The sequence below is a fragment of the Barnesiella sp. ET7 genome, from assembly GCF_024733785.1.
Classification (GTDB): domain Bacteria; phylum Bacteroidota; class Bacteroidia; order Bacteroidales; family Barnesiellaceae; genus Barnesiella; species Barnesiella merdigallinarum.
In genome coordinates, this window is sequence record NZ_JANRHM010000008.1 from 27,979 (window position 1) to 52,820 (window position 24,842).

The 24,842-nt window shown below is 55.8% G+C and carries 16 protein-coding genes and 1 tRNA gene; 13 read left to right on the forward strand and 4 right to left on the reverse strand.

The window, feature by feature from the left end; translation table 11 throughout:
• Positions 1-51 precede the first annotated feature (51 nt).
• The 13 genes from NW211_RS06570 to lgt all read left to right on the forward strand — a co-directional run bounded on the left by NW211_RS06570 (position 52) and on the right by lgt (position 19,262).
• Entirely contained in the window at positions 52-1,626 is a 1,575-nt protein-coding gene (locus NW211_RS06570) for a sulfatase (protein WP_258327331.1), read from the forward strand.
• Positions 1,627-1,640: 14 nt separating this feature from the next.
• The gene (locus NW211_RS06575) at positions 1,641-3,953 is read left to right on the forward strand and encodes a glycoside hydrolase family 20 protein (RefSeq protein WP_258327332.1); all 2,313 of its coding nucleotides are present in this window, start codon (positions 1,641-1,643) and stop codon (positions 3,951-3,953) included.
• A gap of 158 nt (positions 3,954-4,111) precedes the next feature.
• The gene (locus tag NW211_RS06580; protein WP_375379579.1) at positions 4,112-5,623 is read left to right on the forward strand and encodes an arylsulfatase; all 1,512 of its coding nucleotides are present in this window, start codon (positions 4,112-4,114) and stop codon (positions 5,621-5,623) included.
• Between the two features lie 47 nt (positions 5,624-5,670).
• The gene (locus NW211_RS06585; RefSeq protein WP_258327333.1) at positions 5,671-8,769 is read left to right on the forward strand and encodes a glycoside hydrolase family 2 TIM barrel-domain containing protein; all 3,099 of its coding nucleotides are present in this window, start codon (positions 5,671-5,673) and stop codon (positions 8,767-8,769) included.
• Between the two features lie 220 nt (positions 8,770-8,989).
• A tRNA-Ala gene (locus NW211_RS06590) sits at positions 8,990-9,063 on the forward strand.
• An 85-nt stretch (positions 9,064-9,148) separates the two neighbouring features.
• Positions 9,149-10,066: a glycerophosphodiester phosphodiesterase family protein gene (locus NW211_RS06595; protein WP_087408606.1), complete on the forward strand. Its 918-nt coding sequence runs from the start codon at positions 9,149-9,151 to the stop codon at positions 10,064-10,066.
• A gap of 149 nt (positions 10,067-10,215) precedes the next feature.
• Positions 10,216-11,742, forward strand: coding sequence for a class I SAM-dependent DNA methyltransferase (locus NW211_RS06600; protein ID WP_258327334.1), 1,527 nt, complete (start codon positions 10,216-10,218; stop codon positions 11,740-11,742).
• A 6-nt stretch (positions 11,743-11,748) separates the two neighbouring features.
• Positions 11,749-12,102, forward strand: a complete 354-nt coding sequence (locus NW211_RS06605; RefSeq protein WP_258327335.1) for a hypothetical protein — start codon at positions 11,749-11,751, stop codon at positions 12,100-12,102.
• A gap of 3 nt (positions 12,103-12,105) precedes the next feature.
• Positions 12,106-13,197 (forward strand): restriction endonuclease subunit S, encoded by a 1,092-nt coding sequence (locus tag NW211_RS06610; RefSeq protein WP_258327336.1) that lies wholly within the window; start codon positions 12,106-12,108, stop codon positions 13,195-13,197.
• A 6-nt stretch (positions 13,198-13,203) separates the two neighbouring features.
• Complete coding sequence (locus NW211_RS06615; protein WP_258327337.1) at positions 13,204-14,268, forward strand: DUF3644 domain-containing protein; 1,065 nt, start codon at positions 13,204-13,206, stop codon at positions 14,266-14,268.
• A 4-nt stretch (positions 14,269-14,272) separates the two neighbouring features.
• Complete coding sequence (locus NW211_RS06620; RefSeq protein WP_258327338.1) at positions 14,273-17,293, forward strand: type I restriction endonuclease subunit R; 3,021 nt, start codon at positions 14,273-14,275, stop codon at positions 17,291-17,293.
• A gap of 98 nt (positions 17,294-17,391) precedes the next feature.
• Positions 17,392-18,288, forward strand: coding sequence for a diaminopimelate dehydrogenase (locus NW211_RS06625; RefSeq protein ID WP_258327339.1), 897 nt, complete (start codon positions 17,392-17,394; stop codon positions 18,286-18,288).
• Positions 18,289-18,398: 110 nt separating this feature from the next.
• Positions 18,399-19,262 (forward strand): prolipoprotein diacylglyceryl transferase, encoded by an 864-nt coding sequence (lgt, locus tag NW211_RS06630; protein ID WP_087408664.1) that lies wholly within the window; start codon positions 18,399-18,401, stop codon positions 19,260-19,262.
• A gap of 311 nt (positions 19,263-19,573) precedes the next feature.
• Here lgt and NW211_RS06635 read toward each other — a convergent pair whose 3' ends face one another.
• From NW211_RS06635 to NW211_RS06650, 4 genes are read right to left on the reverse strand one after another with little or no spacing between them, the layout of a single operon-like run.
• A complete protein-coding gene (locus NW211_RS06635; RefSeq protein ID WP_258327340.1) occupies positions 19,574-21,139 on the reverse strand; it encodes a PCMD domain-containing protein in 1,566 nt (521 codons plus the stop codon).
• 10 nt (positions 21,140-21,149) lie between these two features.
• Entirely contained in the window at positions 21,150-22,013 is an 864-nt protein-coding gene (locus NW211_RS06640) for a hypothetical protein (RefSeq protein WP_087408602.1), read from the reverse strand.
• Positions 22,010-22,741 carry a hypothetical protein gene (locus tag NW211_RS06645; RefSeq protein WP_087408601.1) on the reverse strand — a complete coding sequence of 244 codons (732 nt, stop codon included), beginning with the start codon at positions 22,739-22,741 and terminating at the stop codon, positions 22,010-22,012. The genes NW211_RS06640 and NW211_RS06645 overlap by 4 nt, the downstream gene beginning before the upstream one ends.
• Positions 22,734-24,842: a PCMD domain-containing protein gene (locus tag NW211_RS06650; protein WP_258327341.1), complete on the reverse strand. Its 2,109-nt coding sequence runs from the start codon at positions 24,840-24,842 to the stop codon at positions 22,734-22,736. The genes NW211_RS06645 and NW211_RS06650 overlap by 8 nt, the downstream gene beginning before the upstream one ends.

Genomic DNA, 24,842 nt, shown 5'->3' on the forward strand with positions numbered 1-24,842 from the left:
ATATATTTGTAGAATCTGTTATTTGTCCAACCTATAAGTGCTTTAATCCTTATGAAATCGATTGACTCCAACTGGCTTTATGCCGTAGCCTCTTTTGCGGTAGTGGGTAGTTTGGCTTCGTGCCAGAACACCAAGAGGGAGGCGCTACGCCCCAATATCATCTATATTATGACCGACGACCATACGGCTCAAATGATGAGTTGCTATGATACCCGCTATATCGAGACTCCCAATCTCGACCGCATCGCTCGCGATGGCGTGCGGTTTACCAACAGCTTCGTGACCAACTCGCTGAGCGGTCCCAGCCGGGCTTGCATGATTACCGGCAAGTTCAGTCATAAAAACGGTTTTACCGACAATACCACCTGCCGGTTCGACAGCTCGCAGCAAACCATGCCCAAACTGTTGCAGCAGGCCGGTTACCAGACGGCTATCGTGGGCAAGTGGCACCTCGAGTCGTTGCCTACGGGTTTCGATTTCTGGGAGATTCTGCCGGGACAGGGCGACTATTACAACCCCGATTTCATTACACAGAACAACGATACGGTGCGCAAGCACGGCTATGTGACCAACATCATTACCGACGAGAGTCTCGACTGGCTGCAAAACAAGCGCGACAAGTCGAAACCCTTCTGCCTCTTTATCCACCACAAGGCGATTCATCGCAACTGGATGGCCGATACCTGCAACCTCACGCTGTACGAAGACCGTGAGTTCCCTTATCCCGAGACCTTCAACGATACGTACGAGGGCCGTCTGGCCGCTGCGGCTCAAGAGATGAGCATCGCCAAGGACATGGACCTGATTTACGACCTGAAGATGTTGCGCGCCGATAAGGATAGCCGACTGAAATCGCTGTATGAGTCTTTTTACGGACGTATGGATTCGGCCCAGAAGGCTGCCTGGGACAACTTCTATAATCCCATTATCGACAAGTTCTACAAGGACAACCTGCAGGGCGAGGAGCTGGTGCACTGGAAATACCAGCGCTACATGCGCGACTATGCCAAGACGGTGAAGTCGCTCGACGACAATGTGGGCCGGGTGCTCGATTACCTCGAGAAAGAGGGGCTGCTCGACAATACGCTCGTGGTCTATACCTCTGACCAGGGTTTCTACATGGGCGAGCACGGCTGGTTCGACAAGCGCTTCATGTATGAAGAGTCGATGCACACGCCGCTCATCATGCACCTGCCCAAGGGGCTCGACAAGCGGGGCGACATTCCTCAGATGGTGCAGAATATCGACTATGCGCCCACCTTCCTCGAACTGGCCGGGGTTACCGTGCCCGACGACATGCAGGGCGAGTCGCTGGTTCCGCTGTTGCGGGGCGAGTCGCCGGCCGACTGGCGTACCTCGATGTACTACCACTTCTACGAGTTCCCTGCCGAGCACATGGTGAAGCGCCACTACGGCGTACGCACCGATCGCTACAAGCTCATCCACTTCTACAACGACATCGACGTGTGGGAGCTCTACGACTTGAAGAACGACCCTTGCGAGATGCACAACATCTACGGGCAGGAGGGTACCGAGGAGATTACCCGTGACCTGAAGAAGGAGCTGAAGCGGCTGCAAATACAATACGACGACCCGATCTTGAACGAGTTTCCCATTAACGAATAAACGAGGGGAGAGCCATGAAAATAAAACTATGGATTGCTTGCGCTCTGGGGTTGAGCCTGCCGGTATGGGCGGGCGAGTCGGTCGGGGCCGAGGCGTTGCCGGTGATACCGGCGCCGATGACATGCAGCGTAGACAGCGGCTATTTCTACTTTACCCCCTCGACAACAATCGGGGTGGAGTGTGAGTCGCAGTTGCAGATGGTCTCGACTTTTGTCGACCGCTTGGGTCGCACGGCCGGTTTTCTGCCGGTCATCGAGGTAGGAGCTCCCGAGCCCGATGTGCGGCTGATGACGGTGCCCTCGATGCCCCCCGAGGCTTATCGGCTCGAGGTGTCTGCCAGGCGGATGACGATAAAGGCGTCGGGCGATGCCGGTTTCTTCTATGCCTTGCAGACGTTGCGTCAGTTGCTCCCGCCCGCCATCGAGGGGGTGGAGCCTGTGGCGCGTAACCTTTGCCGGGTGCCGGCGATGACGATCGACGACGCTCCGCGGTTCGGATACCGGGGGCTGATGATTGACGTGTCGCGCTACTTTATGCCCAAAAAAGATTTGTTGCAGATTATCGAGGCGGCCTCGATACTGAAAATCAACAAGCTGCACTTGCATCTGGTCGACGACAACGGCTGGCGCATCGAGATTAAGAAGTACCCCCGCCTCACGCAGGTGGGAGCCTGGCGCGTGAAGCGCGACGAGCTCTTTCCCAACCGCCGCAACCAGGAGCGGGGCGAGGAGGCTACCGAGGGCGGATACTATACGCAGGACGATATTCGGGAGATTGTGCGCTATGCGGCCGAACGTCAGATCGAGGTAATCCCCGAGATTGAGATGCCGGCCCACACCAATTCGTCGCTGGCTGCCTATCCGCAGTTGGCCTGCCCCGTGGAGGACCGCTTTATCGGGGTGTTGCCGGGCATCGGCGGGAAGAACTCCGAGATTGTCTATTGTGCCGGCAACGACAGCGTGTTTTCGTTTCTCGAGGATGTCATCGACGAGATTGTCGAACTCTTCCCCTCGAAATACATACACCTGGGTGGCGACGAGGCTTCGAAGGTAAACTGGGCACGATGCCCGTTGTGCCAGGCCCGCATGAAGGCCGAGCACATCGACCATATCGAGGAGCTGCAAAGTTACTTTATGACCCGCATGTGCGACTATGTGCGCAGCAAGGGCAAGGAGGTGATGGGCTGGGACGAGCTCACCAACAGTACCCTGCCCGAGGGGGCCATCATCTACGGTTGGCAAGGTTTGGGCAAGGCGGCTCTCAAGGCGGCCGAACAGGGGCATCGGTTTGTGATGACTCCGGCCCGGGTGCTTTACCTCATTCGTTATCAGGGACCCCAGTGGTTCGAGCCGTTTACCTATTTCGGCAACAATACCCTGAAGGATGTCTACCAGTATGAGCCGGTGCAGCAGGATTGGAAACCGGCCTACGAATCGCTGCTGATGGGGGTACAGGCTTCGATGTGGACCGAGTTCTGCAACTCGCCGGCCGATGTGGAGTATCTGCTTTTTCCCCGGTTGCTGGCCTTGGCCGATGTGGCCTGGACTCAAAAGGGCACGAAGGATTGGCCCGGATTCCTCGCCCGGCTCGACCGGGTGTTGCCTCACCTCGAGGCATTGGGCGTGACTTGCGCCCGCTCGATGTACAACATCGACCACCGGGTTACCCCCGAGAAGAAGAGACTGCGGGTAGACCTCTCGTGCATCCGCCCCGATGTGGAGATACGCTACACCTGCGACGGCACGGAGCCGGTGGCCACGTCGCCGCTATACGAAAAACCGTTTACGGTCGATGCCTCCACCTGTGTTCGGGCGGCTACCTTTGCACAAGGTGTGCAGATGGGGAAGACCCTCACCCTGGATATGCAGTGGAATCTGGCTACGGGCAAACGGGAGATAGCCAACAACGGGAGTGCCGGTGTACTCACTAACGGTGTGCGGGGCAGTTTGCGCCATACCGATTCGGAGTGGGTGGGCTGGTACGACCAGGATGCCACGTTTGTGATTGACCTGGGAAAGAAGACCCCGGTGAGCGAGGTGACTCTCGGCTGCATCACCAACTCGGGCATGGCGGTTCACAAGCCTGCCGTAATCAGGCTGTCGCTTTCGAACGACAAGAAGAACTACCGCCCGGTGGGCGAGATTCGCTATTCCCGGGAGGAGATTTTCGAGAACCGCATGGCTATCGAGGATGCCCGTTTCAACAACCTCGGGGTGAAAGCCCGTTATCTGAAGTTCGAGGTGGTGAATCCGGGTCTCTGTCCGGCCGGCGATGTGCGCGAAGGGCAGAAGGTCTGGATGTACTTCGACGAGGTGATGGTGCAATAGTCGCCCGACAGCCCAGGGGATAGCCCTGATACGGCTTCCCGAAGAACAATTTTTTTTTGACTTTTACCGCACCCTGCTCTATGCGGGGCAAGGGTGCCATCCATACGATACACAAAACAGAGAAAGAGATGAAATCGATACCTTTGATATTACCTTTGATGGCTCTGCCGCTTCCTTTCGCGAGCCATGCCGCCGAGCGGGAGTCGCAAACGCCCAACGTCATATTCATTTATGCCGATGACATCGGCTATGGCGACTTGAGTTGCAACGGCGCCAAGACCATCAGCACGCCCCACGTCGAACAACTGGCCGCCGAGGGGGTGCGCTTTACCAATGCCCATAGTGCGGCGGCCACCAGTACGCCGGCCCGCTATGCCATGCTCACCGGCGAGTATGCCTGGCGTCGGCAGGGCACGGGCATTGCCGATGGCGATGCCGGTATGATCATACGCCCCGACCGTTACACCCTGGCCGACATGTTTCACGAGGCTGGTTACACGACCGGTGCCATAGGCAAGTGGCATCTGGGGTTGGGCGACAAGAAGGGGACGCAAGACTGGAACGGGCTCATTTCGCCCAACCTGTCGGACATCGGGTTCGACTACTCCTACATCATGGCGGCCACGGGCGACCGCGTGCCCTGCGTGTTTGTGGAGAACGGGCGGGTAGCGAATCTCGACCCCGACGACCCCATCTACGTCAGCTATCAGAAAAATTTTCCCGGCGAACCTACGGGCAAGAACAACCCCGAGTTGCTCACCATGCTCCCTTCGCACGGTCACAACCAGAGTATTGTGAACGGTATTTCTCGCATCGGGTTTATGAAGGGGGGCAAGTCGGCCCTGTGGAAAGACGACCGGATTGCCGATGAGTTGACGGCCAAGGCCATCGACTTCATCGAGCAGCACAAGAACGAGCCCTTCTTCCTCTACTTTGCCACGCAGGATGCTCATGTGCCCCGGGTGCCTGGCCCCCGTTTTGCCGGCAAGTCGGGTATGGGACCGCGAGGCGACGTGCTGCTGCAGTTCGACTGGAGCGTGGGCGAGGTGATGGCTGCGCTGAAGCGGCTGGGTCTCGACGAGAATACGATTGTGATTCTCTCGAGCGACAACGGGCCGGTGGTAGACGACGGTTATCGTGACCAGGCTGTCGAGCTGCTGGGCAACCACAAGCCGGGCGGACCCTTCCGCGGAGGCAAATACAGCCTGTACGAGGCCGGTACCCGCGTGCCGTGCATTCTTCGCTGGACCGGTCGTGTGCAACCGGCAGTCTCCGACGCGCTGGTTTGTCAGCTCGACTGGATGGCTTCGCTGGCCTCGCTGCTGGGGGTGTCGATGCCTGCCGGAGCTGCTCCCGACAGCGAGAACTGGCTCGATGCCTGGCTGGGCAAAGACCGTCAAGGGCGCAGCTCGCTGGTCGAGCAGAATGCCCAGAACAACCTCTCGATTATTACCGCCGACTGGAAATACCTCGAACCGGGCGAGGGTAGCCCCTACAACAGCAACGTGGGTATCGAGACCGGTAACAGCCCCGACCCTCAGCTTTACGACATGCGCAGCGATAAGGGCGAGACGAAAAACGTGGCTGCCCAATATCCGGCCGTTGTCGAGGAACTGGCCCGCAAGCTGGCCGAAATCAAGGACGGTCGGGTAGGGCTCCCGCTGGAGTGAGGATGTGTGAAGGTAACTTTTTTTGAAATCTATACTTTTTTGAAACGATGAAGAGAACAATATGGACGGGCCTCTGCCTCGCTTGTCTGACGGCAGCGACCATGCAGGCCCAACAGAACCAGCCCGAGTGGCAAAGCCAATATGCCACGGGACTGAACAAACTGACCCCGCATGCCTATGTGTGGCCTTATGCGGCGGGCGATGTCGAGGCTATTCGCGAGCAGGCCTGTGAGTCGTCGCCCTACTACATGAGTCTGAACGGAGCCTGGCGGTTCAACTGGGTGCGCAACCCCGACACGCGGCCGGTCGACTTCTACCGCCCCGACTACTACGTGGGCAACTGGAACGAGATAGAGGTGCCCGGCAACTGGGAGCGTCAGGGATACGGTACGGCCATCTATGTGAACGAGTCGTACGAGTTCGACGACCCCATGTTCAATTTCAAGAAAAATCCGCCCCTGGTGCCTTACGCCGAAAACGAGGTGGGCTCGTATCGCCGCACCTTCACCGTGCCCGACTCGTGGGCCGGGCGTCGCATCGTGCTCTGTTTCGAGGGGGCCGCGTCGTTCTACTACGTGTGGCTCAACGGCGAGCTGCTGGGCTACAACCAGGACTCCAAGACCCCGGCCGAGTGGGATGTGACCGACCGCGTGAAACCGGGCGAAAACGTGCTGGCCGTCGAGGTCTATCGCTGGAGTGCGGGTTCGTATCTCGAGTGTCAGGATATGTGGCGGTTGAGCGGCATCGAGCGCGATGTCTATCTGTACAGCACGCCGCAGCAGTATATTGCCGACTACAAGGTGGTGTCGCCGCTCGACCGGCAGGACTACCGGGATGGCGAGTTGTCGCTGGCCGTGCATGTGGGCGGAGTCGGCGGGATTGAAAAGCCTACCGTGGCCTACGAGTTGTACGATGCCGACAACCGGCTGGTGGTGCGCGATACCCGCGAGGTGTCGGCCGACAGTATCGTGAGCTTCGAGCAGGTGATACCCGATGCCCACCCCTGGAGCGCCGAGCAGCCCTATCTCTATACGTTGGTTGTGAATCTGAAGGACGAGGCCGGACGGGTGGTCGAGACGACCGGTTGCCCGGTGGGCTTCAAGACCTCGGAAATCAAGGAGGGCCGCTTCTGCATCAACGGGGTGCCCGTCCTGGTCAAGGGGGTGAACCGCCACGAGTTCTCCGACCGCGGCCGCACCGTGAGCAAGGAGTTGATGCTGAAAGATATACAACTAATGAAGCAGAACAACATCAATACGGTGCGTTGTGCCCACTATCCCAACAATCCCTATTGGTACTACCTGTGCGACCGCTACGGGCTCTATGTCATCGACGAGGCCAACATCGAGTCGCACGGCATGGGTTACGGCCCGGCTACGCTGGCCAAGGATACCACCTGGCTCAAGGCTCACATGGACCGCACGCGGCGCATGTACGAGCGGAGCAAGAACCACCCTTCGATCTCCATCTGGTCGCTGGGCAACGAGGCCGGCAACGGGGTCAACTTCGAGCACACCTACCGCTGGCTCAAATCGGTCGAGACCAACCGCCCCGTACAGTACGAGCGCGCCGAGCAGAACTTCAATACCGACATCTATTGCCGCATGTACCGCAGCATCGACGAGATAAAGGCCTATCTGGCCCAGCCCGACATCTACCGCCCCTTCATCCTGTGTGAGTATGCCCACGCCATGGGCAACAGCGAGGGCGGTCTGCAGGACTACTGGAAGGTGTTCGAGTCGGAGCCGATGGCTCAGGGCGGTTGCATCTGGGACTGGGTAGACCAGTCGTTCCGCGAGGTCGATGCCAACGGCCGCTGGTACTGGAGCTACGGTGGCGACTACGGCCCCGAGGGGATACCCTCGTTCGGCAGCTTCTGCTGCAACGGTCTGGTCAACGCAGCCCGCGAACCGCATCCCCATCTCCATGCCGTCAAGCATGTGTACCAATACATCAAGTCGACCCTTACCGATGCCGACAACCTCACCGTCACGGTGAAAAACTGGCACGACTTTACCGACCTCGACGCCTATACCCTGCACTGGAACGTGACGGCCGACAACGGTACCGTCGTGGCCCGGGGCGAGCAGGTGATTGCCTGCGCTCCGCATCAGACGGTCGATGTCGCCTTGGGTCGTGTGGCACTGCCCCGCGACGCCCGAGAGGCCTACCTCAACCTCAGTTGGACCCCCAACCACGCTACGGCTTTTGTCCAGACGACCGACGAGGTGGCCTACGACCAGTTCGTGCTCGAGGCCAATCCGCGCTACGAGGCCAAAATCGATCTGCCTTCGGGTCGGTCGCTGAAACGCGACGGCTACACCTGGAGCAACGACCGGGTATCGGCCACCGTATCGCCCGAGACCGGCGCCCTGACCTCCTATCGCTACAACGGCGCCGAGATGATAGCCTCGCCCCTGGTGCTCTCGCTCTACCGCCCCTTGACCGAGAACGACAAGAAGGACAAGACCAGCGGCCAGTTGTGGGCGAAGGCCGGCCTCTCGTCGGTATCGCAGCGGGTCACCTCGATCGAGCCGGGCAAGAACGGATGCGAGGTGGCCATTGCCCTCACCAATGCGCAGGGCCAATCGATAGGAGAGGGCACACTCACCTACGCCTTCGACCGTAAGGGCGTGTTGACGGTACACACCACATTCACCCCCGACACCACGGTGGTGAAGTCGTTGCCCCGCGTGGGCCTCACCTTCGGGATGCCGACCGGGAACTGCCGCCGGGTAACCTATCTGGGCCGGGGCGATATGGAGACCTACGTCGACCGCCTCGCCGGCAAGATAGCCCTTTACGAGACCAGTCCCGACGAGATGTTCCACTGCTATGTAGTGCCCCAGGCCACCGGCAACCGCACCGATACCCGTTGGGTAACCTTCGGCAGCGAGGCCGGTAACGGCTGGAAAGTCACGGCCGATGCACCCTTCCAGTTCAGCGCCACGCCCTACACCGATGCCTGCATCGATGCCGCCACCCACGTAAACGATCTGCATGCCGACGGTACGGTCACCGTTCACCTCGATGCTGCCCAAACCGGGGTAGGTACCGCCACCTGTGGCCCCGGCATATTGCCCGCCTACCGGTTGCCGCTCGACACCTATCGGTTCGACTTCACCTTTGTCCCGGTGACAAAATAGCATAAAAGCAAGAATAAGAGAGAAACGTAAAAGATTTCATCTCCTTGCGAGCGGGGCGGATGTTCACTACATTCGCTCCGCTTTTTTTCTATGGTCTATTTTTTTTTCGGGATATAACTCTTTGAAGATGAGGCGCTCGATTTTAAATGCAGAAAAAAGTTGAAAATATCTTTGCACGGTTCGAAAAAAGCGCTTATCTTTGCAGCGCAAATCAGCTCAAGGGGTATTAGCTCATCTGGCTAGAGCGCGACACTGGCAGTGTCGAGGTGAGCGGTTCGAGTCCGCTATACTCCACTTCATTATCTATCTTTCAAAACATATCATTGGGTGAGTTTCTCGTATCGAGGAACTTTTTTTATTGGCATAAAAAGGTAAGATAATGAAAATCAACAGTGTAAAACATTTGAGGTTATGGGCCGTGGCCACATTGTGGCTGCTGGCCGTGTCGGCTTGGGCGCAAGAGCGGGCCGAACAGATACGGGAGCGGTTGTTGGACCGCGAACTGTCGTCGGTAATCGTGGTTGCTCATCGGGCCGACTGGCGCAACTTCCCCGAGAACTCCCTGGCGGCGATACAGAGCGCCATCGATATGGGGGTCGACATGGTCGAACTCGATTTGCAGCGCACCCGCGACGGCAAGTTGATTTTGATGCACGACGATACGCTCGACCGCACCACAACCGGCAGAGGCAAGGTAGGGGAGTGGACGCTCGACTCGATACGCACCCTGTACCTGAAAAACGGGTGCGGCATCAGGACCCGTCACCGGGTACCCACCCTCGAGGAGGCCTTGCGGCTGGCCCGGGGAAAAGTCATGATCAACCTCGACAAGGCCGACCGCTACTTCGACCAGGTGTACGAGCTGCTCGAAAAGACAGGAACCACCCGCCAGATTGTGATGAAGGGGAGCCGTCCCGCCGCCGAAGTCAGAGCCCTCTACGGCAAATACCTCGACCGGGTCATCTATATGCCGGTGGTCAACCTCGACAAACCGGGAGCCCGGGAGCAGGTAGAAGCGTTTGTCCGCGCCATGCAGCCGGCCGCATTCGAACTGCTGTATGCCCGTGACGACAATCCGCTGCCCCGTCAGCTGGCCCGTTCGCTCCGAGGCAAGTCGCTCATCTGGTACAACCTCTTGTGGGACACCCTCGCTGGCGGACACGACGATGACCGTGCGCTTTCGGCACCCGACCGGGAGTATGGCTGCCTTGTCGACTCGCTGGGCTGCCGCATCTTGCAGACCGACCGCCCCGCCTTCCTGCTCGACTACCTGCGCCGCCGGGGCCTGCACGAGTGAGGGCCGTGGCATCGCATTTTGCCCGCGGCATATGCCGCGGGGGAGCAAAGCCGTTTCATCTGGGACGAGGCGTCTAATTTCTCCCGTAAATGGTATTTTTTTTGTAAAAGTTGTTACCTTTACTCCAAATATCCCATTTGTGAGTATCTATGGCAGCAATGAATACAGCCGATATAGGCTTTGAGAAGGAGATTTGGAAGGCAGCCGACAAGATGCGCGGCAATATCGACGCGTCGGAGTACAAGTCGGTAGTTCTGGGCCTTATCTTCCTGAAATACATATCCGACAAGTTCGAAACCAAATACCGGCAGCTCGTCGACGAAGGCGAGGGCTTCGAGGAGGACAAAGACGAGTATACGGCCGAGAACATCTTCTACGTTCCCGCCGAGGCCCGCTGGGCAACCATTGCCGCCCAGGCGCACACCCCAGCGATAGGCACTGTCATCGACAACGCCATGCGGGCCATCGAGCGTGAGAACCGGCGCCTCAAAGACATCTTGCCCAAGAACTTCGCACGCCCCGAACTCGACAAGCGGCGCCTGGGCGATGTGGTCGACCTCTTCACCAACATACGCATGCACGAGCACGGCGACTCGAAAGATATACTCGGCCGCACCTACGAATACTGCCTGTCGCGCTTTGCCGAGGCCGAGGGCAAGCTGGCCGGCGAGTTCTACACCCCGGCCTGTGTGGTCAAGACCCTCGTGCAGGTGCTCCGCCCCTTCCGCGGGCGTGTCTACGACCCCTGTTGCGGCTCGGGCGGCATGTTTGTACAGTCGGCCCGCTTCGTCGAGAGCCATGCCGGCAACATCAACAACATCTCGGTCTTCGGGCAAGACTCCAACCCCACCACCTGGAAGATGGCGCAGATGAACCTCGCCATACGGGGCATCGAGGCCGACCTGGGGCCGCACAGTGCCGATACCTTCTTTCACGACTGCCACCCCACGCTCAAGGCCGATTTCGTGCTGGCCAATCCTCCCTTCAACCTCAGCGACTGGGGCGCCGACAAGCTGGCCGACGACGTGCGCTGGCGATACGGCACACCGCCCAACGGCAACGCCAACTTTGCCTGGATACAGCACATCATCCATCACCTCGCCCCCACGGGGCGGGCCGGTGTGGTGCTGGCCAACGGTTCGCTCTCGAGCCAGAGCGGCGGCGAGGGCGATATACGGCGCCGGCTCATCGAGGCCGATCTCGTGGACTGCATCGTGGCCATGCCCTCGCAACTCTTCTACACAACGCAGATACCCGTCTCCATCTGGTTCTTCAACAAGGCCAAGGCGCAGCCGGGCCACACCCTCTTTATCGACGCCCGCAACCTCGGCACCCTGGTTACCCGCAAGCTGCGCGAACTCACCGACAGTGACCAGCCCGACCACCGGGGCGACATACAGCGCATAGCCGATACCTATTGGGCCTATGCCGAGGGTCGGCTCCAGCCCGAGGCGGGATTCTGTGCCATAGCCACCACCGACGAGATTGCCGCGCAAGACTTTATCCTCACCCCCGGTCGCTATGTGGGCATAGCCCCCACCGAGGACGACGGCGAACCTTTCGAGGCAAAGATGGAGCGGCTGACCACCGAGCTCTCTCAACTGTTCGACCGGTCGCACGCGCTGGAAGACGAGATACGCCGCCAATTGGAAAGTATTGGGTTTAAAATAGAGTGAATGGTTATGAAGAATGTAATAAAGTCTCAATATAAATGGAGTAGATGGAGACCATTTCCTCGTCCGGAGGAAGGAGAATATCTCTACGCTCCTTTTGGATATGGTGTTTATCATCTGCGCCGAAAAGATACGAAAGAGTTGGTTTTGTTTGGAAAAGGAAAACATGCTGCTTACAGAATGTGTTCTTTATTACCTGCTCCTTGGGGGGGTGGATTTCGCAAGAATCTTGAGAAACGAGAATATGTCTTAAAACACATTGACAATATTGAATATCAAACTGTGGCATTTACAGACGAAGCCTCCATGAATCAATGTGAACGAGAATTAAAAAATACACATCAATACATTTTTAATTCGTAACCGATGAGTGAGTGGAAAACATATAAGCTTGAAGAACTCTGTACGGCAAAAGGCTCTTATGGTATAGCTGCTCCTGCAGTTTTATTTGATGCGAGTAAATATACATATTTGCGAATAACAGATATAAATGATGATGGTACTTTGAATTATGGAGGATTGATGTCTGTAGATGATAAACATGCAGGGAATTATTTGCTTAAAGAGAATGATATTGTTTTTGCTCGAACAGGGAATAGTACTGGCAGAACATATTTTTATGATGGAACAGATGGAGAATTAGTGTATGCTGGTTTCCTTATTAAGTTTTCTTTGGATAGTGATAAAGTGAATCCTCGAATATTGAAATACTATACACATTCGCAACCATATTACGATTGGGTTCGGTCTTTCGATACAGGAGGAACACGAGGTAATATCAATGCCAAAGTCTTTGGAGCAATGCCGATAACGCTTCCTCCAAGAAATTTACAAGATCGAATTGTTGAAATATTAAAATCTCTTGACGATAAAATAGAATTGAATCGCCGCATCAATGCGAATCTGGAGGAGCAGGCACAAGCCCTCTTTAATAATATTAGTCGAACAAGTCCTACCCAAAAGGGCATATTAAAAGACCTTATTGAGATAAAATATGGGAAAGACCATAAAAATTTAAAAGATGGCAATATTCCTGTTTACGGATCGGGAGGAATTATGCGTTACGTGGATACTCCTATATACGAAAATGAAACAGTGCTTATACCTCGAAAAGGGTCGTTAAATAATATAATTTATCTTAATACTCCTTTTTGGTCTGTTGATACTATGTTTTATTCGGTAATGAAATATGACCATATTGCAAAATATGTCTATTTCTTTCTTAAGTCTAAGAACCTTTCAGCAATGAACGCAGGATCTGCTGTTCCAAGTATGACAACAGATATTTTATATCAAATGAAGATAGATATTCCAGACAAAAAGGTTTTTGAAGTTTATGATGCTATTGTATCGCCATTGTTTTTGCAAATTCAGAATAATCAAATAGAAAGTAACTGTCTTTCTACCCTTCGCGACATCCTGCTGCCGAAGTTAATGAAGGGAGAAATAAAAATATAGGGTATTATGAAAAAGGAAGTTAAGATGTTGCTTGAAAAAGCAATAGAATCTTTAATATTGAGTATTGAGTTATTTAATAGACCACAAGAGCAATGTAGACAGACTGGAGCTTTAATTCTATTGGACCATAGTTTTGAGATGATATTAAAAGCTGCAATTGTACATCGCAATGGGAAAATACGCGATAAAAATAATAAAAATACAATTGGCTTTGACGCATGTTTACGAATAGCTGTTTCTAATGGGAATATAAAATTTTTAACTGAAGAACAGGCTTTGGTTGCACAAGCAATAAATGGGTTAAGAGATGCTGCACAACATTATATTTTACAGATATCAGAACAGCAATTGTACGTTCATATGCAATCTGGAGTAACATTATTCTCTGATATACTTAGTAATGTATTCAATATAAAATTATCAGAACGACTACCTCAGAGGGTACTTCCTATTGCAACATTAGCCCCATTAGATATAGATGCTTTATTCCGTTTTGAAACTAGAGAAATAAAAAAATTATTAACTCCAGGGTCTAGAAAAGGACAGGAAGCTTATTCAAAGATTCGGCCTTTATGTATTTTAGATGCTGTTATTTCTGGTGAAAAAAATACTCAACCTTCTGATAAAGAGATTAGAACTATTGCCAATAAATTACGAGATGGCATTGGTTGGAATGAAATTTTTAAAGGTGTTGCAGGCATTCAGCTTAGTAAAGAGGGGACAGGTCCTTCTATATCGTTGAAAATAGCCAAAAAGGCAGATGTAGAAGTTACGTTAGTTAAAGATAGTCCTAATGCAACGGTTGTTGCTGTTAAAAGAGTTAATGAATTAGATTATTATTCTTTGGGGCTTAAAGCAATGACGGGAAATATACAAAAGAGGTTCCCATATATTACTACAAAAAAATTACTGATTGTTATCAATCACTTACATATTCAAGATAATTCAGAATTTTATAAAGAAATAAGACTAAATAGCCAAATACATAAAAGGTACTCTCAAAATGCTCAAAATTATTTACTTGAGCAAATTCCATTACTTGATGTAGAACATAATTGGAGAAATTTATAAGTATATGCCCTTTACCGAAGCTCATTTTGAAAATGCGATACTCGAGATATTCCGCGACCTGCTCGGGTATGAATACCTCTACGGCCCCGATGTGGAGCGCGACCACAGCGAGCCGCTCTGTCTCGATATACTCGGCGAGATGCTGCCCCGGCTCAACCCCGGGCTGCCGCAGCAGGCTATCGACGAAGCCATTGCGCGCATCCGCAACCACGAGGGCGGGTCGCTTGCGCAGAGGAACGCCCGCTTTACCGACATGCTCCAGAATGGCGTGGCGGTCAACTACTACGACGGGCGCGAACAGCGGTCGGCTCTGGTGCGGCTTGTCGACTATGACCTGCCCCTGCACAACCGCTTTACGGTGGCCAACCAGTGGACGGTCGAGGAGCGGTCGGTGCGAAGGGCTGATGTGGTGGTCTTCGTAAACGGTCTGCCGCTGGTGGTGGTCGAGCTGAAGTCGCCTTCGCGCGAAGGGACCGACGTGTCGGAGGCTTACGCCCAACTGCGCAACTACATGCAGGAGGTGCCCTCGCTCTTTGTCTACAACGCTTTCTGTGTGATGAGCGACCTGGCTACCACCAAGGCGGGCACCATCACGGCGGGCGAGGACCGGTTTATGGAGTGGAAGAGTGTGGACGGTACGGAAGAGGACCGGCGCTATGCCAACTTCGACGTGCTGTTCAGGGGCATGTTCGAGAAGAGCCGCCTGATCGAGTTGTTGGGCGGTTTCATCTGCTGCTCGGAGAAGGACGGGCGGCCGGTAAAGATATTGAGTGCCTACCACCAGTTCTATGCCGTGCGCAAGGCGGTGGAGTCGACGTTGCGAGCTGCCGAGACCGACGGCCGCGGTGGGGTGTTCTGGCACACGCAGGGCAGCGGTAAGTCGCTGTCGATGGTCTTTTTTGCCAAGCGGTTGCAGCGGGCCATGACCTCGCCTACGATTGTGGTGCTGACCGACCGCAACGACCTCGACGGGCAGCTCTACGGGCAGTTTGCCCGGTGCAGCGACTTTTTGCGGCAGGTGCCCGTGCAGGCCGAGAGCCGCGCCCATCTGCGCGAGTTGCTGGCCGGGCGCGAGGCCAATGGCATCTTCTTCTCGACGATGCAGAAGTTTGAGGAGGGCGACGGTCCCCTCTCGGAACGGCGCAATATTGTGGTGATGGTCGATGAGGCGCATCGCAGCCAGTATGGCCTGGAAGAGCACATCGACCCGCGCACGGGGCGGGTGCGCACCGGTGCGGCCCGGTTGGTGCGCAATGCGTTGCCCAATGCGACCTACATCGGTTTTACGGGGACACCGATTTCGCAGAAAGACCGTTCGACCCGCGAGGTTTTCGGCGACTATATCGATGTGTATGACATGACCCAGGCGGTGGAGGATGGCGCTACGCGTCCCGTCTTCTACGAAAGTCGGGTGATCAACCTCAAGCTCGACGAGGCGACGCTGCGTCGCCTCGATGTCGAGTATGACGCCATGGCCGAGGAGGCCGAGGAGTATGCCATCGAGAAGAGCAAACGCGAACTGGGCCGCCTCGACTCGATACTGGGTGCCGACGAAACGCTGGCGTCGCTGTGTGAGGATATGGTGAAGCACTACGAGGAGTTCCGCCAGTGGGAGCAGACGGGCAAGGCGATGATCGTGGCCTATTCGCGCCCGATAGCGATGAAGATTTACCGCCGGCTGCTGGCCATGCGCCCCGCGTGGCGTGAGAAGCTGGCCGTGGTGATGACCTCGAGCAACAAGGACCCCGAGGAGTGGCGCGAGATTATAGGCAACGATGCCTACAAGAAGGAGTTGGAACGGCGCTTCAAGGATGATGCCGGGCCGCTGAAGATTGTGATTGTGGTGGATATGTGGCTGACAGGTTTCGATGTGCCGTCGCTCTCGACGATGTATGTGTACAAGCCGATGGCGGGGCATAACCTGATGCAGGCTATCGCTCGGGTGAACCGGGTCTTTGGCGACAAGCAGGGCGGACTGGTGGTCGACTACGTGGGCATTGCCTCGGCCTTGAAGCAGGCGATGAACGACTATACGCAGCGCGACCGACGCAACTATGGCGACCCCGATATTGCCAAGACGGCCTATCCCGAATTTCTGCAGAAGCTGGAGGTGTGCCGCGACTTGCTGCACGGGTTCGATTATGGGGGATTCGCCCAGGAGTCGGACCTGGAGCGGGCCCGGGCCATCAGCGGGGGTGCCGATTTTCTGCAAGCCCCCGAGCGGGCCGAGGTGAAGGAGCACTACGTGAAGGAGTCGCTTTTGCTCAGGCAGGCGCTCTCGCTGTGTCAGAGTCTGTTGTCGCGCGAGCAGCGGCTCGAGGCGGCCTACTTCGAGGCTGTACGTACGCTTTTGACTCGGGTCGAGGGGAAGGGCAAGATTTCGTTCCGCGAAATAAATGCGCGCATCAACGAACTGCTCAAGCAGAGTATCCAGAGCGAGGGGGTCATCAACCTCTTCTCGGATGTGCAGGAGGGCTTCTCGCTGTTCGACCCCAAATTTCTCGAAGAGATAGGCCGCATGAAGGAGAAGAACCTGGCTGTGGAGCTGTTGCGCAAGCTCATTGCCGAGCAGGTGCAGCTCTATCGCCGGACCAATACGGTGCGGGCGGCCAAGTTTTCGGAGATTCTTGCCCGGGTTATGAGCAACTATTTGAAGGGGCAGTTGACCAACGAAGAGGTAATCGAGGAGTTGAAAAATTTGGCACACTCGATTGTCGACGGCGAAAAGGTGGGCGAGGTGTTGAACCTGACGTCGGAGGAGATGGCCTTTTACGATGCCTTGACCAAACCCGAGGCGGTGCGCGATTTCTACTCGAACGACGAACTGCGCCAGATGACCCAGGAACTGACCGAGGCCCTGCGACGCAACAGGACCATCGACTGGAACCTGAAGGAGAGCGCCCGGGCCGGTATGCGGCGGCTCGTGAAGCGGCTGTTGCGCAAGTACCACTATCCGCCCGAAGGGCAGGAGGATGCCTTGAATACCATTATGGAGCAGTGCGAAATGTGGTCGGATAGTCACTGAATTGTGCCGTAGACTGGGGATTGGAAAGTGATTCCAAGAATTGTATTTGGCGATTTTTTTGTATCTTTACGCCTCGAAAATTAAAAAAAGAACGAGATATGAAGAAAATCAGAGCTGCCATAGTAGGTTATGGCAATATAGGCCACTTTGTATTGGAGGCCTTGCAGGTGGCACCCGACTTTGAGATTGCGGGTGTGGTACGTCGTCGGGTAACCGATATTCCTCGGGAGTTGGCCGACTATCGGGTGGTGACGTCGCTCGACGAACTGGAGGGGGTGGATGTGGCTATCCTCTGCACGCCTACCCGCGAGGTGGAGCATTATGCCCTGAAGGCTCTCGAGAAGGGTATCCGCACGGTCGACAGTTTCGATATTCACACCCAGATAGGCGACTTGCGCAAGACGCTCGACGCCCAGGCCAAGGCGCACAACTCGGTGGCCATCATTTCGGCCGGCTGGGACCCGGGTACCGACTCGGTGGTGCGTGCCCTCATGGAGGCTTGCGCGCCCAAGGGGGTTACCTATACCAACTTCGGCCCCGGCATGAGCATGGGTCACACGGTGGCCGTGAAGGCGATTGCCGGCGTGAAGGCTGCCCTGTCGATGACTATCCCCCTGGGTACGGGCATACATCGCCGCATGGTCTACATCGAACTCGAGGAGGGTTACCAGTTTGACGAGGTGGCCCGTGCCATCAAGAGCGACGACTACTTTGCTCACGACGAGACGCACGTGATGCAGGTCGAGAGTGTCGATGCCCTCAAGGATATGGGCCACGGTGTGAACATGGTGCGCAAGGGTGTTTCGGGCAAGACGCAGAACCAGCGTTTCGAGTTCGACATGAGCATCAATAACCCGGCCCTGACGGCGCAGATTCTGGTGGGTACGGCCCGTGCTGCCATGTTGCAGCGCCCTGGTTGCTACACGCTTATCGAGATACCGATGATCGATTTGCTCTATGGCGACCGCGACGAGCTGGTGCGCCGGTTGGTATGATGTGACGAAAGAATCGGGGCGGAAGATTCCCGTTTTCGCCGACAAATATGTATCTTTGTCCCTGTCTGTGTGTTTGCACGGGCAGGGCATTGTTTTTTACGAAGGTTATGATTACTGATTTTATCACTTGGACTGCCAACCCGGCACTGTTCGACGGGGTTATTCAGCTTCGTTGGTACGGGCTCTTTTTCGCGATTGGTTTCATCGTAGGGTATAGCCTGATGGACCGCATGTATCGCCACGAGCAGTTGAATGTGAAGTGGCTCGATTCGCTCTTTATCTATGTGGTGGTGGCTATGGTCATCGGGGCGCGGTTGGGGCATTGCCTGTTTTATGAATGGGACCTCTATTCGCAGCACCCGATCGAGATTCTGAAAATCTGGAAAGGCGGCTTGGCCAGTCATGGCGGTGCAATCGGTATTCTCATAGCCATCTGGATTTACTCGCGTCGGGTGACGCATCGCAGCATGCTCTTTACGCTCGACCGTCTGGTGGTGCCGGTGGCTCTGGTGGCGGCCTTTATCCGCACGGGCAACCTGATGAATCACGAGATTTACGGGCACGAGACTTCGCTGCCGTGGGGCTTCCGCTTCATCGAGAATCTGCCGGAGTGGATGGCCGGTGCGCCTCCCGTATTTTCGGCTCCGTCGCATCCGACACAGATTTACGAGGCCCTGTGCTATCTGCTGCTCTTCGGGCTGTTGCTCTACATGTATTGGCGTCGCAATGCCGAGGAGCGCGAGGGGCTCATCTTCGGTACCTTCCTCATCGGTACCTTCCTGTCGCGATTCCTGATCGAGTTTATCAAGAACGACCAGGTGGCCTTCGAGGCTTCGATGTCGTTGAACATGGGGCAGTGGCTCAGCATCCCGTTTGTTATTGGCGGGGTGTGGCTGGTGGTACGGGCCATGCAGCGTCCGCGACTCCCCATCAAGTATGCACCGGCCAAGGCCAAAGGCAAGGGCAAGCGATAGAGGCGGCGGTATGCCGGGTGAGTGTATGGCCCGGTTCAGAACCGACGTTGAATGAATTTTTTTGAAGAGAGAGGCGTCATTTATATGATCGACGAAGAGCTGTTCCCGGTAATCGGGGGCAGCTCTTTGTCTGTTTTTTGGGGGAAGTCTGTTTTTAGAGGAAAAGGTTTGGAGGTTGTCGTGCGGGCGGTTTATGACCCGAGGTTCATGCGGAGGATATGGAGACGAAACACCGAGGCCCTGCCTCCTGCTTGTAGCAGAGTGGGGCAGGGCCTCGGTGTATGGTGTGGGCCCGATGGCCGGGCGAGGTGTCAATAGTCGTATTCGAGCGAGAAGTCGTCGATGAAGAGCACGCTGCCGTCGCCACCCGTGAAGTAGTCGCCGTATTTGCTGGCCGAAGCTACCACAATGATGTAGGAGGGGATGCGTGAGGTATCGCGGTACTCGAGTTCGAGGGTGAAGGGGGTATATTCCGGAACCGACTCTCCCGATGAAATCTCGGCATAGGCAATCACGTGCGGGTCGTTCTTGTCGAACACCTTGCGGTCGCTGGGTTTGGTGCGAATCTCTACCGGGTCGCTCCAGTCGCCCAGGGCGATGTATATCTGGCAGGTGTCGGGTTGTCCCATGAGGGCGGTCAGGTCGCTGTTGGTCTTGTTGATGGGCACCGTGGTGTACTTGAAGTATCCCTTCAGACGAGTGGGCCGCTGGGTGAAGGGTTTGCCGAAGTTGAGCACACCGTTGGAGCCGTCGGTACGCAGGTAGTTGCCCACGTACATGTTGCCGGCTGCCAGTTTGCCCAGCGAGCCGATACCCACGAATTTGGTGGCCAGTTTGGCCGCTTGCCCGGTACCCGACCAGGCGTCGTCGGTGGGCTGGGTGTTGCTGTCGCCGAGTGTTGTTGCCCCCTTGTTGCCGGTATCCCAGAAGTTCTCGCTACCCTCGGGCCAGGGGTTCCATACCTTGCCGTCCAGGTTCCAGTAGTCGAAACTGCCGTTGGGCAGTTCGGCTGCCGAGCCGGTGGTGAAGGTCACCTCGTTGCCCGTGAGGTCGCCCGATACGGCGCGGCACACATAGGTGGTGTTGGCCTTGAGGTGAATCATGCGGGCCGTGAACGAGCCTTTGTCGTGGGTGATATAGGAGTCGGGTACCTGTTCCCAGGTTTCGGCGGTAGCCTCTTTGATTTCGAATCCGTTCTGAGCCCCCTCCTTTCCGCTGCCATGCAGCCAGGCTACATTGGTCCAGGCATCGACCCTGTCGGTCGACACTTCGCTCTCGGTGGGTACGACGTAGAGAGTCCACTCTTCCATGATGTCGTGGTAGGTGATGATTACCTTTTGGTATCCCAGCGAGAAGTCGGAGATATTCTCGATTTGGGGCGAGTAGGTGGTAATCCCCTCGGGACCCAGCACCAGTTCGGTGATGTGGATTTTCGAGAGGTCGGCATCCTTGTTTACATAGGCGACAGCCCGGTGATTGTAGGCGTCGAATACCGGGGCACCGATTTGCCCCTCGACGCTGAAGGCGCGCGCGATGTTTTGGGCCGCCTGTATGGTCCAGGTGTAGTCCTGGTAAATGGAGAGGGTAATCGAATAGTCGTGAGTGAGGTCGATGGTCGAGTCGGCCGGCAGGGTGGATGTGGCTCCTTCGGTTACGGAGAGCGACTCGATGCGTACCCGCCGCATGTCTACGGTGTCGGCCAATTCTATCCGTACGGTCTGGGTGGCGTTGTCGATGGTAGCCGCACCCACCTGACCTTGGGCGGAAATGGCAAGAATCTGAGCCTTGATGCGGGGGTAGGGGATGTCGTTCTGGATGCACGATGCCAATAGCAACGCGCAGAACAACGGGATTATGTAGCTTATCTTTTTTCGCATGACTTTCATTCTATATGTGCAGGCACATGCCTATGTTGATGTTGAAGAGGTTGAGCTTGAAGTCGGCCCCGCTCGAGCGTCGGCTACCCGTCTCTACGTTGTTGGTGGTCTGTTTGATGGTGCCGTAGCGCAGACCGGCTACCCCGAAGGAGACGCTGGTGCTGATGTTGTTCATGATGAACACGCAGAAGCCCGGGTTCAACCCCAGTTTGATTTCCGAAGTGGTCGTTTTGGTGTTGCGCAGGTTTTCGTCGGTACCCCGCACGAAACGGTTGGAGCCGCTCGAGAAGGCCAGCTCGGTTTCGTTGAAGAAGCCGAACCGCTTGTTGCGGTCGATACCGATGTAGGCCCGGTGGAATATCGAGGCCGAGAAGGTCTCGCCCAGATAGCGCATGTCGCTCAGGTTGAACTGCATATCCTCGTCGATGTCGATGCTGAGGTTGTCGAGGTTGGCGCTCAGGTGACTGTATCCCAGTTTGATACCGATACACTCGTTGTCTTTGATGAAGTATCCGATAAAGGGGTTGAGCGTGGTGATGTTGCCCTTGAAGTTGAAATCCTTGACAAAAATCAGCAGGTTGTTGTCTTTGCTGTCAAACTCGCCGTGCGAGAGGGTGAGACCCATAATCCACTGCTTCTTGGGTATGAAGAGGTAGTTTTTCAGTCCGCGTTTGTACTTTTTGCGATTGAACCCGCGTTTTTCCACGATGGTATCGGGTTCGGTCGGCGTCGTTGCGGCGACAAGCGAGGCGGCAGGTACCTCTTGTTGCACGGGGTAGGCTACGGCCGTCGAGTCGAGCTCTTGAGCGTGGAGCAGCGATTGACCGGGGAGCATGAAGCCTATGGCGATGAGTATGTATTTCCAGTTTTTCATAAATAAAAAGCGATACCTAATCCCAGAGAGAAGATGTTTACTTTGAAGTTGGCCAGGTTTTGCGACCGTTTACCGGTGTAGACCTGGTCGGTCGTTTGGGTCACGTGGCTGTAATTGAAACCCAGCACACCCACATTCACCTCGATGGCGGTGTAGTCGTTGATAAAGGCCATGAGCCCCGGTGCGATGCCAATCTTGAAGTTGAACGACCGCTCGTAGGTGCCGGTGAGCGCGTCGCCCGAGCCGTTTACCATCTTCGACTCGCCACCGCCCAGGTTGAGCTGCAGTTCGTTGAAGAGGCCGAACCGGTTGCTGTTGCCTATGCTGATGTAGTTGCGCATGATGGCCATGCCCGAGTAGGTGTGGCTGAGGCTGTAGACGTTGTTGACATCGAAGTTGAGGTCGTCGCCCAGTTGTATCGAGGCGCTGTTGAGCTTGGTGAGGCTGCGCTCGTAGGCAAAGCGGCCGCCCAGGCCCAGGTTGTCCTTGACAATGTAGCAAAGCATGGGGCTTATCTTGAAGTTGTAGCCTATGCCGTCGATGTTCTCGATGACGAGGAACTGGTAGTTGTTGTTGCTGTACTCCGAGTAGGAGATCGAGTTGCCCACAACCCATTGTCCCTTGGGTATGAAGGTGTTCAGCACGATGCCCCGGTCGAATTCCTCGGCCCGCGAGAGGCCGGGAATCAACAGGAACAGCGCGAGTATGGGATAGATAAGTTTATTCATAAATCAATTCTAAGTCGTCGATCCACATGGTGCTGCCGGTACTTCCGGTGAAGTAGTCGCCATATTTGCTGGCCGAGGCCACGAGCACGATATAGCTGGGTATACGGTTGAGCGAACGGTAATCGAGCGGTATTTCAAATTCGAGCAGGCCGCCGTCGGTTCCTTGGGTCTCGCCGGTGAGGTCCCATTCGCCGTAGGCGATAATCTTCTCGTCGTTCTTGTCGAAGAGTTTCTTGTCTTTGGTGGTGATGCGCACCGGGGCATCCCAGTCGCCGACTGCGATATAGATGTTGCCGATGTCGGTCGAGCCTTTGGGCAAATCGTTGGTCTCGGAGTAGTCGACGCTTCCCGGGGTGTACTTGATATGGCCTTTCAGCTTGGCCGGACGTGAGGTAAAGGGGCGCCCGAAATCGAGGATGCCGTTGGTTCCGTCGGTTCCCACATATTGCCCGGCAAAGAGATTGCCGGCTGCAAATTTGCCTATGCCCAGGAAACTTACAAATTGCGATTTCAGTTTCACCGAATATTTACCGCTGTTTTTGTAGGTCTCGTCGGGAGTGGTTACATTTACATTCAGGGTAGCCGACCCGTGGTTTCCGCTGTCCCAGAACATCTCTTCATTGGGCCCGTATAATACCATGACCTTCGAGAGGGTTTGCCAGTTCTCGAAACTGCTGTTGGGTAGGGGAGTAGCCATTTCGGTGGTAAAGGTGGCAGTCTTGACCGATGCTTGTGCCCCGGCGACAGCCTGGTATTCATAGGTCGTACCCGGTGTAAGGCCGGTTACCTCGGCCGACAGGGCCGAGCCCGAACGGTTGGCGGCCACCGATGTCCAGTCTTTGGTCCCTGTCCGGCGGTACTGGAAGGTGAGCGGCTCGGCAGTCTCTTTCACCACGTTGCCTCGCAGGGTAGCCCGGCATGCCCAGATGTCGGCCCGTTCGGGGTCGACGGTCACGACGATGGCATCCGACACGATAATCGACAGAGTGGCGGTATTGTCCTTGCCGGCAGCATCGAGGGCCTTGATGGTGAAGGTATATTCGTCGCTCGGGAGTGACTTGACGAAACTCTCCGAGAGGGTAATCTTGGCGTTGGAGAGGTCCTTCTCCTCCTGATAGGTGTGCTTGCACGAGATGCCCCGCGATTCGAATTCGGTAGCCGGCGAGCCGTCGGCTGCCAGGAAATCGATTGAGTCGGTGGGGAATCCCAGAGCGGTGAGTTTGTCGCACGAAAACCATACCCGTTGCAGCCGGGTAGCGGCATTGACCCATACGGCTGTTTGGCTGCCGCCGTTGGTCTCGTAGTAGAGCGTCTCGGTCAGGTCGAACTTGTCGCCGACAATTTGCGGCCGCTGTGTGATGACCACGTTGTGGGTCGAGTCGACCGTCGACTCGTTTACCTTCACGTCGAGGAAAGTACCGCCCGTAGCTGCACTCTCGGCGTTGTAGCTGAAGGAGAAGGCATATTTGGTGGCCGGCAGCACATCTTCGACCACACCCGACAGGGTGTAGCTGCTGCCGTCGGTCTTCTTGCCTTCGAAGCTCCAGGCCAGGTCACGCTCCTTGCCGTTGAAGAGGTAGTAGCCTACCGAGTCGGCGGTAGCTTCGGTAAAGTAGAGTTCGCCGTTGGTGGTAAATATCTTGACCTTGCAGTCGGTCACCACCTCGTTCAACCCCTCGTCGAAGGCTACGGTAGCCAGGGTGTTGGCCACGGTGCAGGTGACGCTGGCCGTGGTGATTTCGCCGCTTCGCACGTCGAAGTCGGTCGAGCCCGTGTAGTAGGGGGTGTTGAATGCCGCAGGCACCGAGTCGCCGGCCAGTACGAACACATGGTATTGACCGCTGGCGAGGTTGAGGGTTTCGGGGATAGGTGTCGTGGCATCGTAGTAGCGGACGAGTCCTTTGCTGCTGTAAATGCGCGTTTGCATGGAGTTGTAGATGCCTGCGTCGACCGACCGCGTGACAACGGCCACGTCGTCCGAGACACGCACGCTCAGTCGCACCGAGCCTTCGCCCAGTGCCATATCCTCCTCTTTACAGGCGGTAAAGAGGAGCAGGAAGAGGAGCGTACCAGCCAAATATCTCTTTATATTGTATCTCAT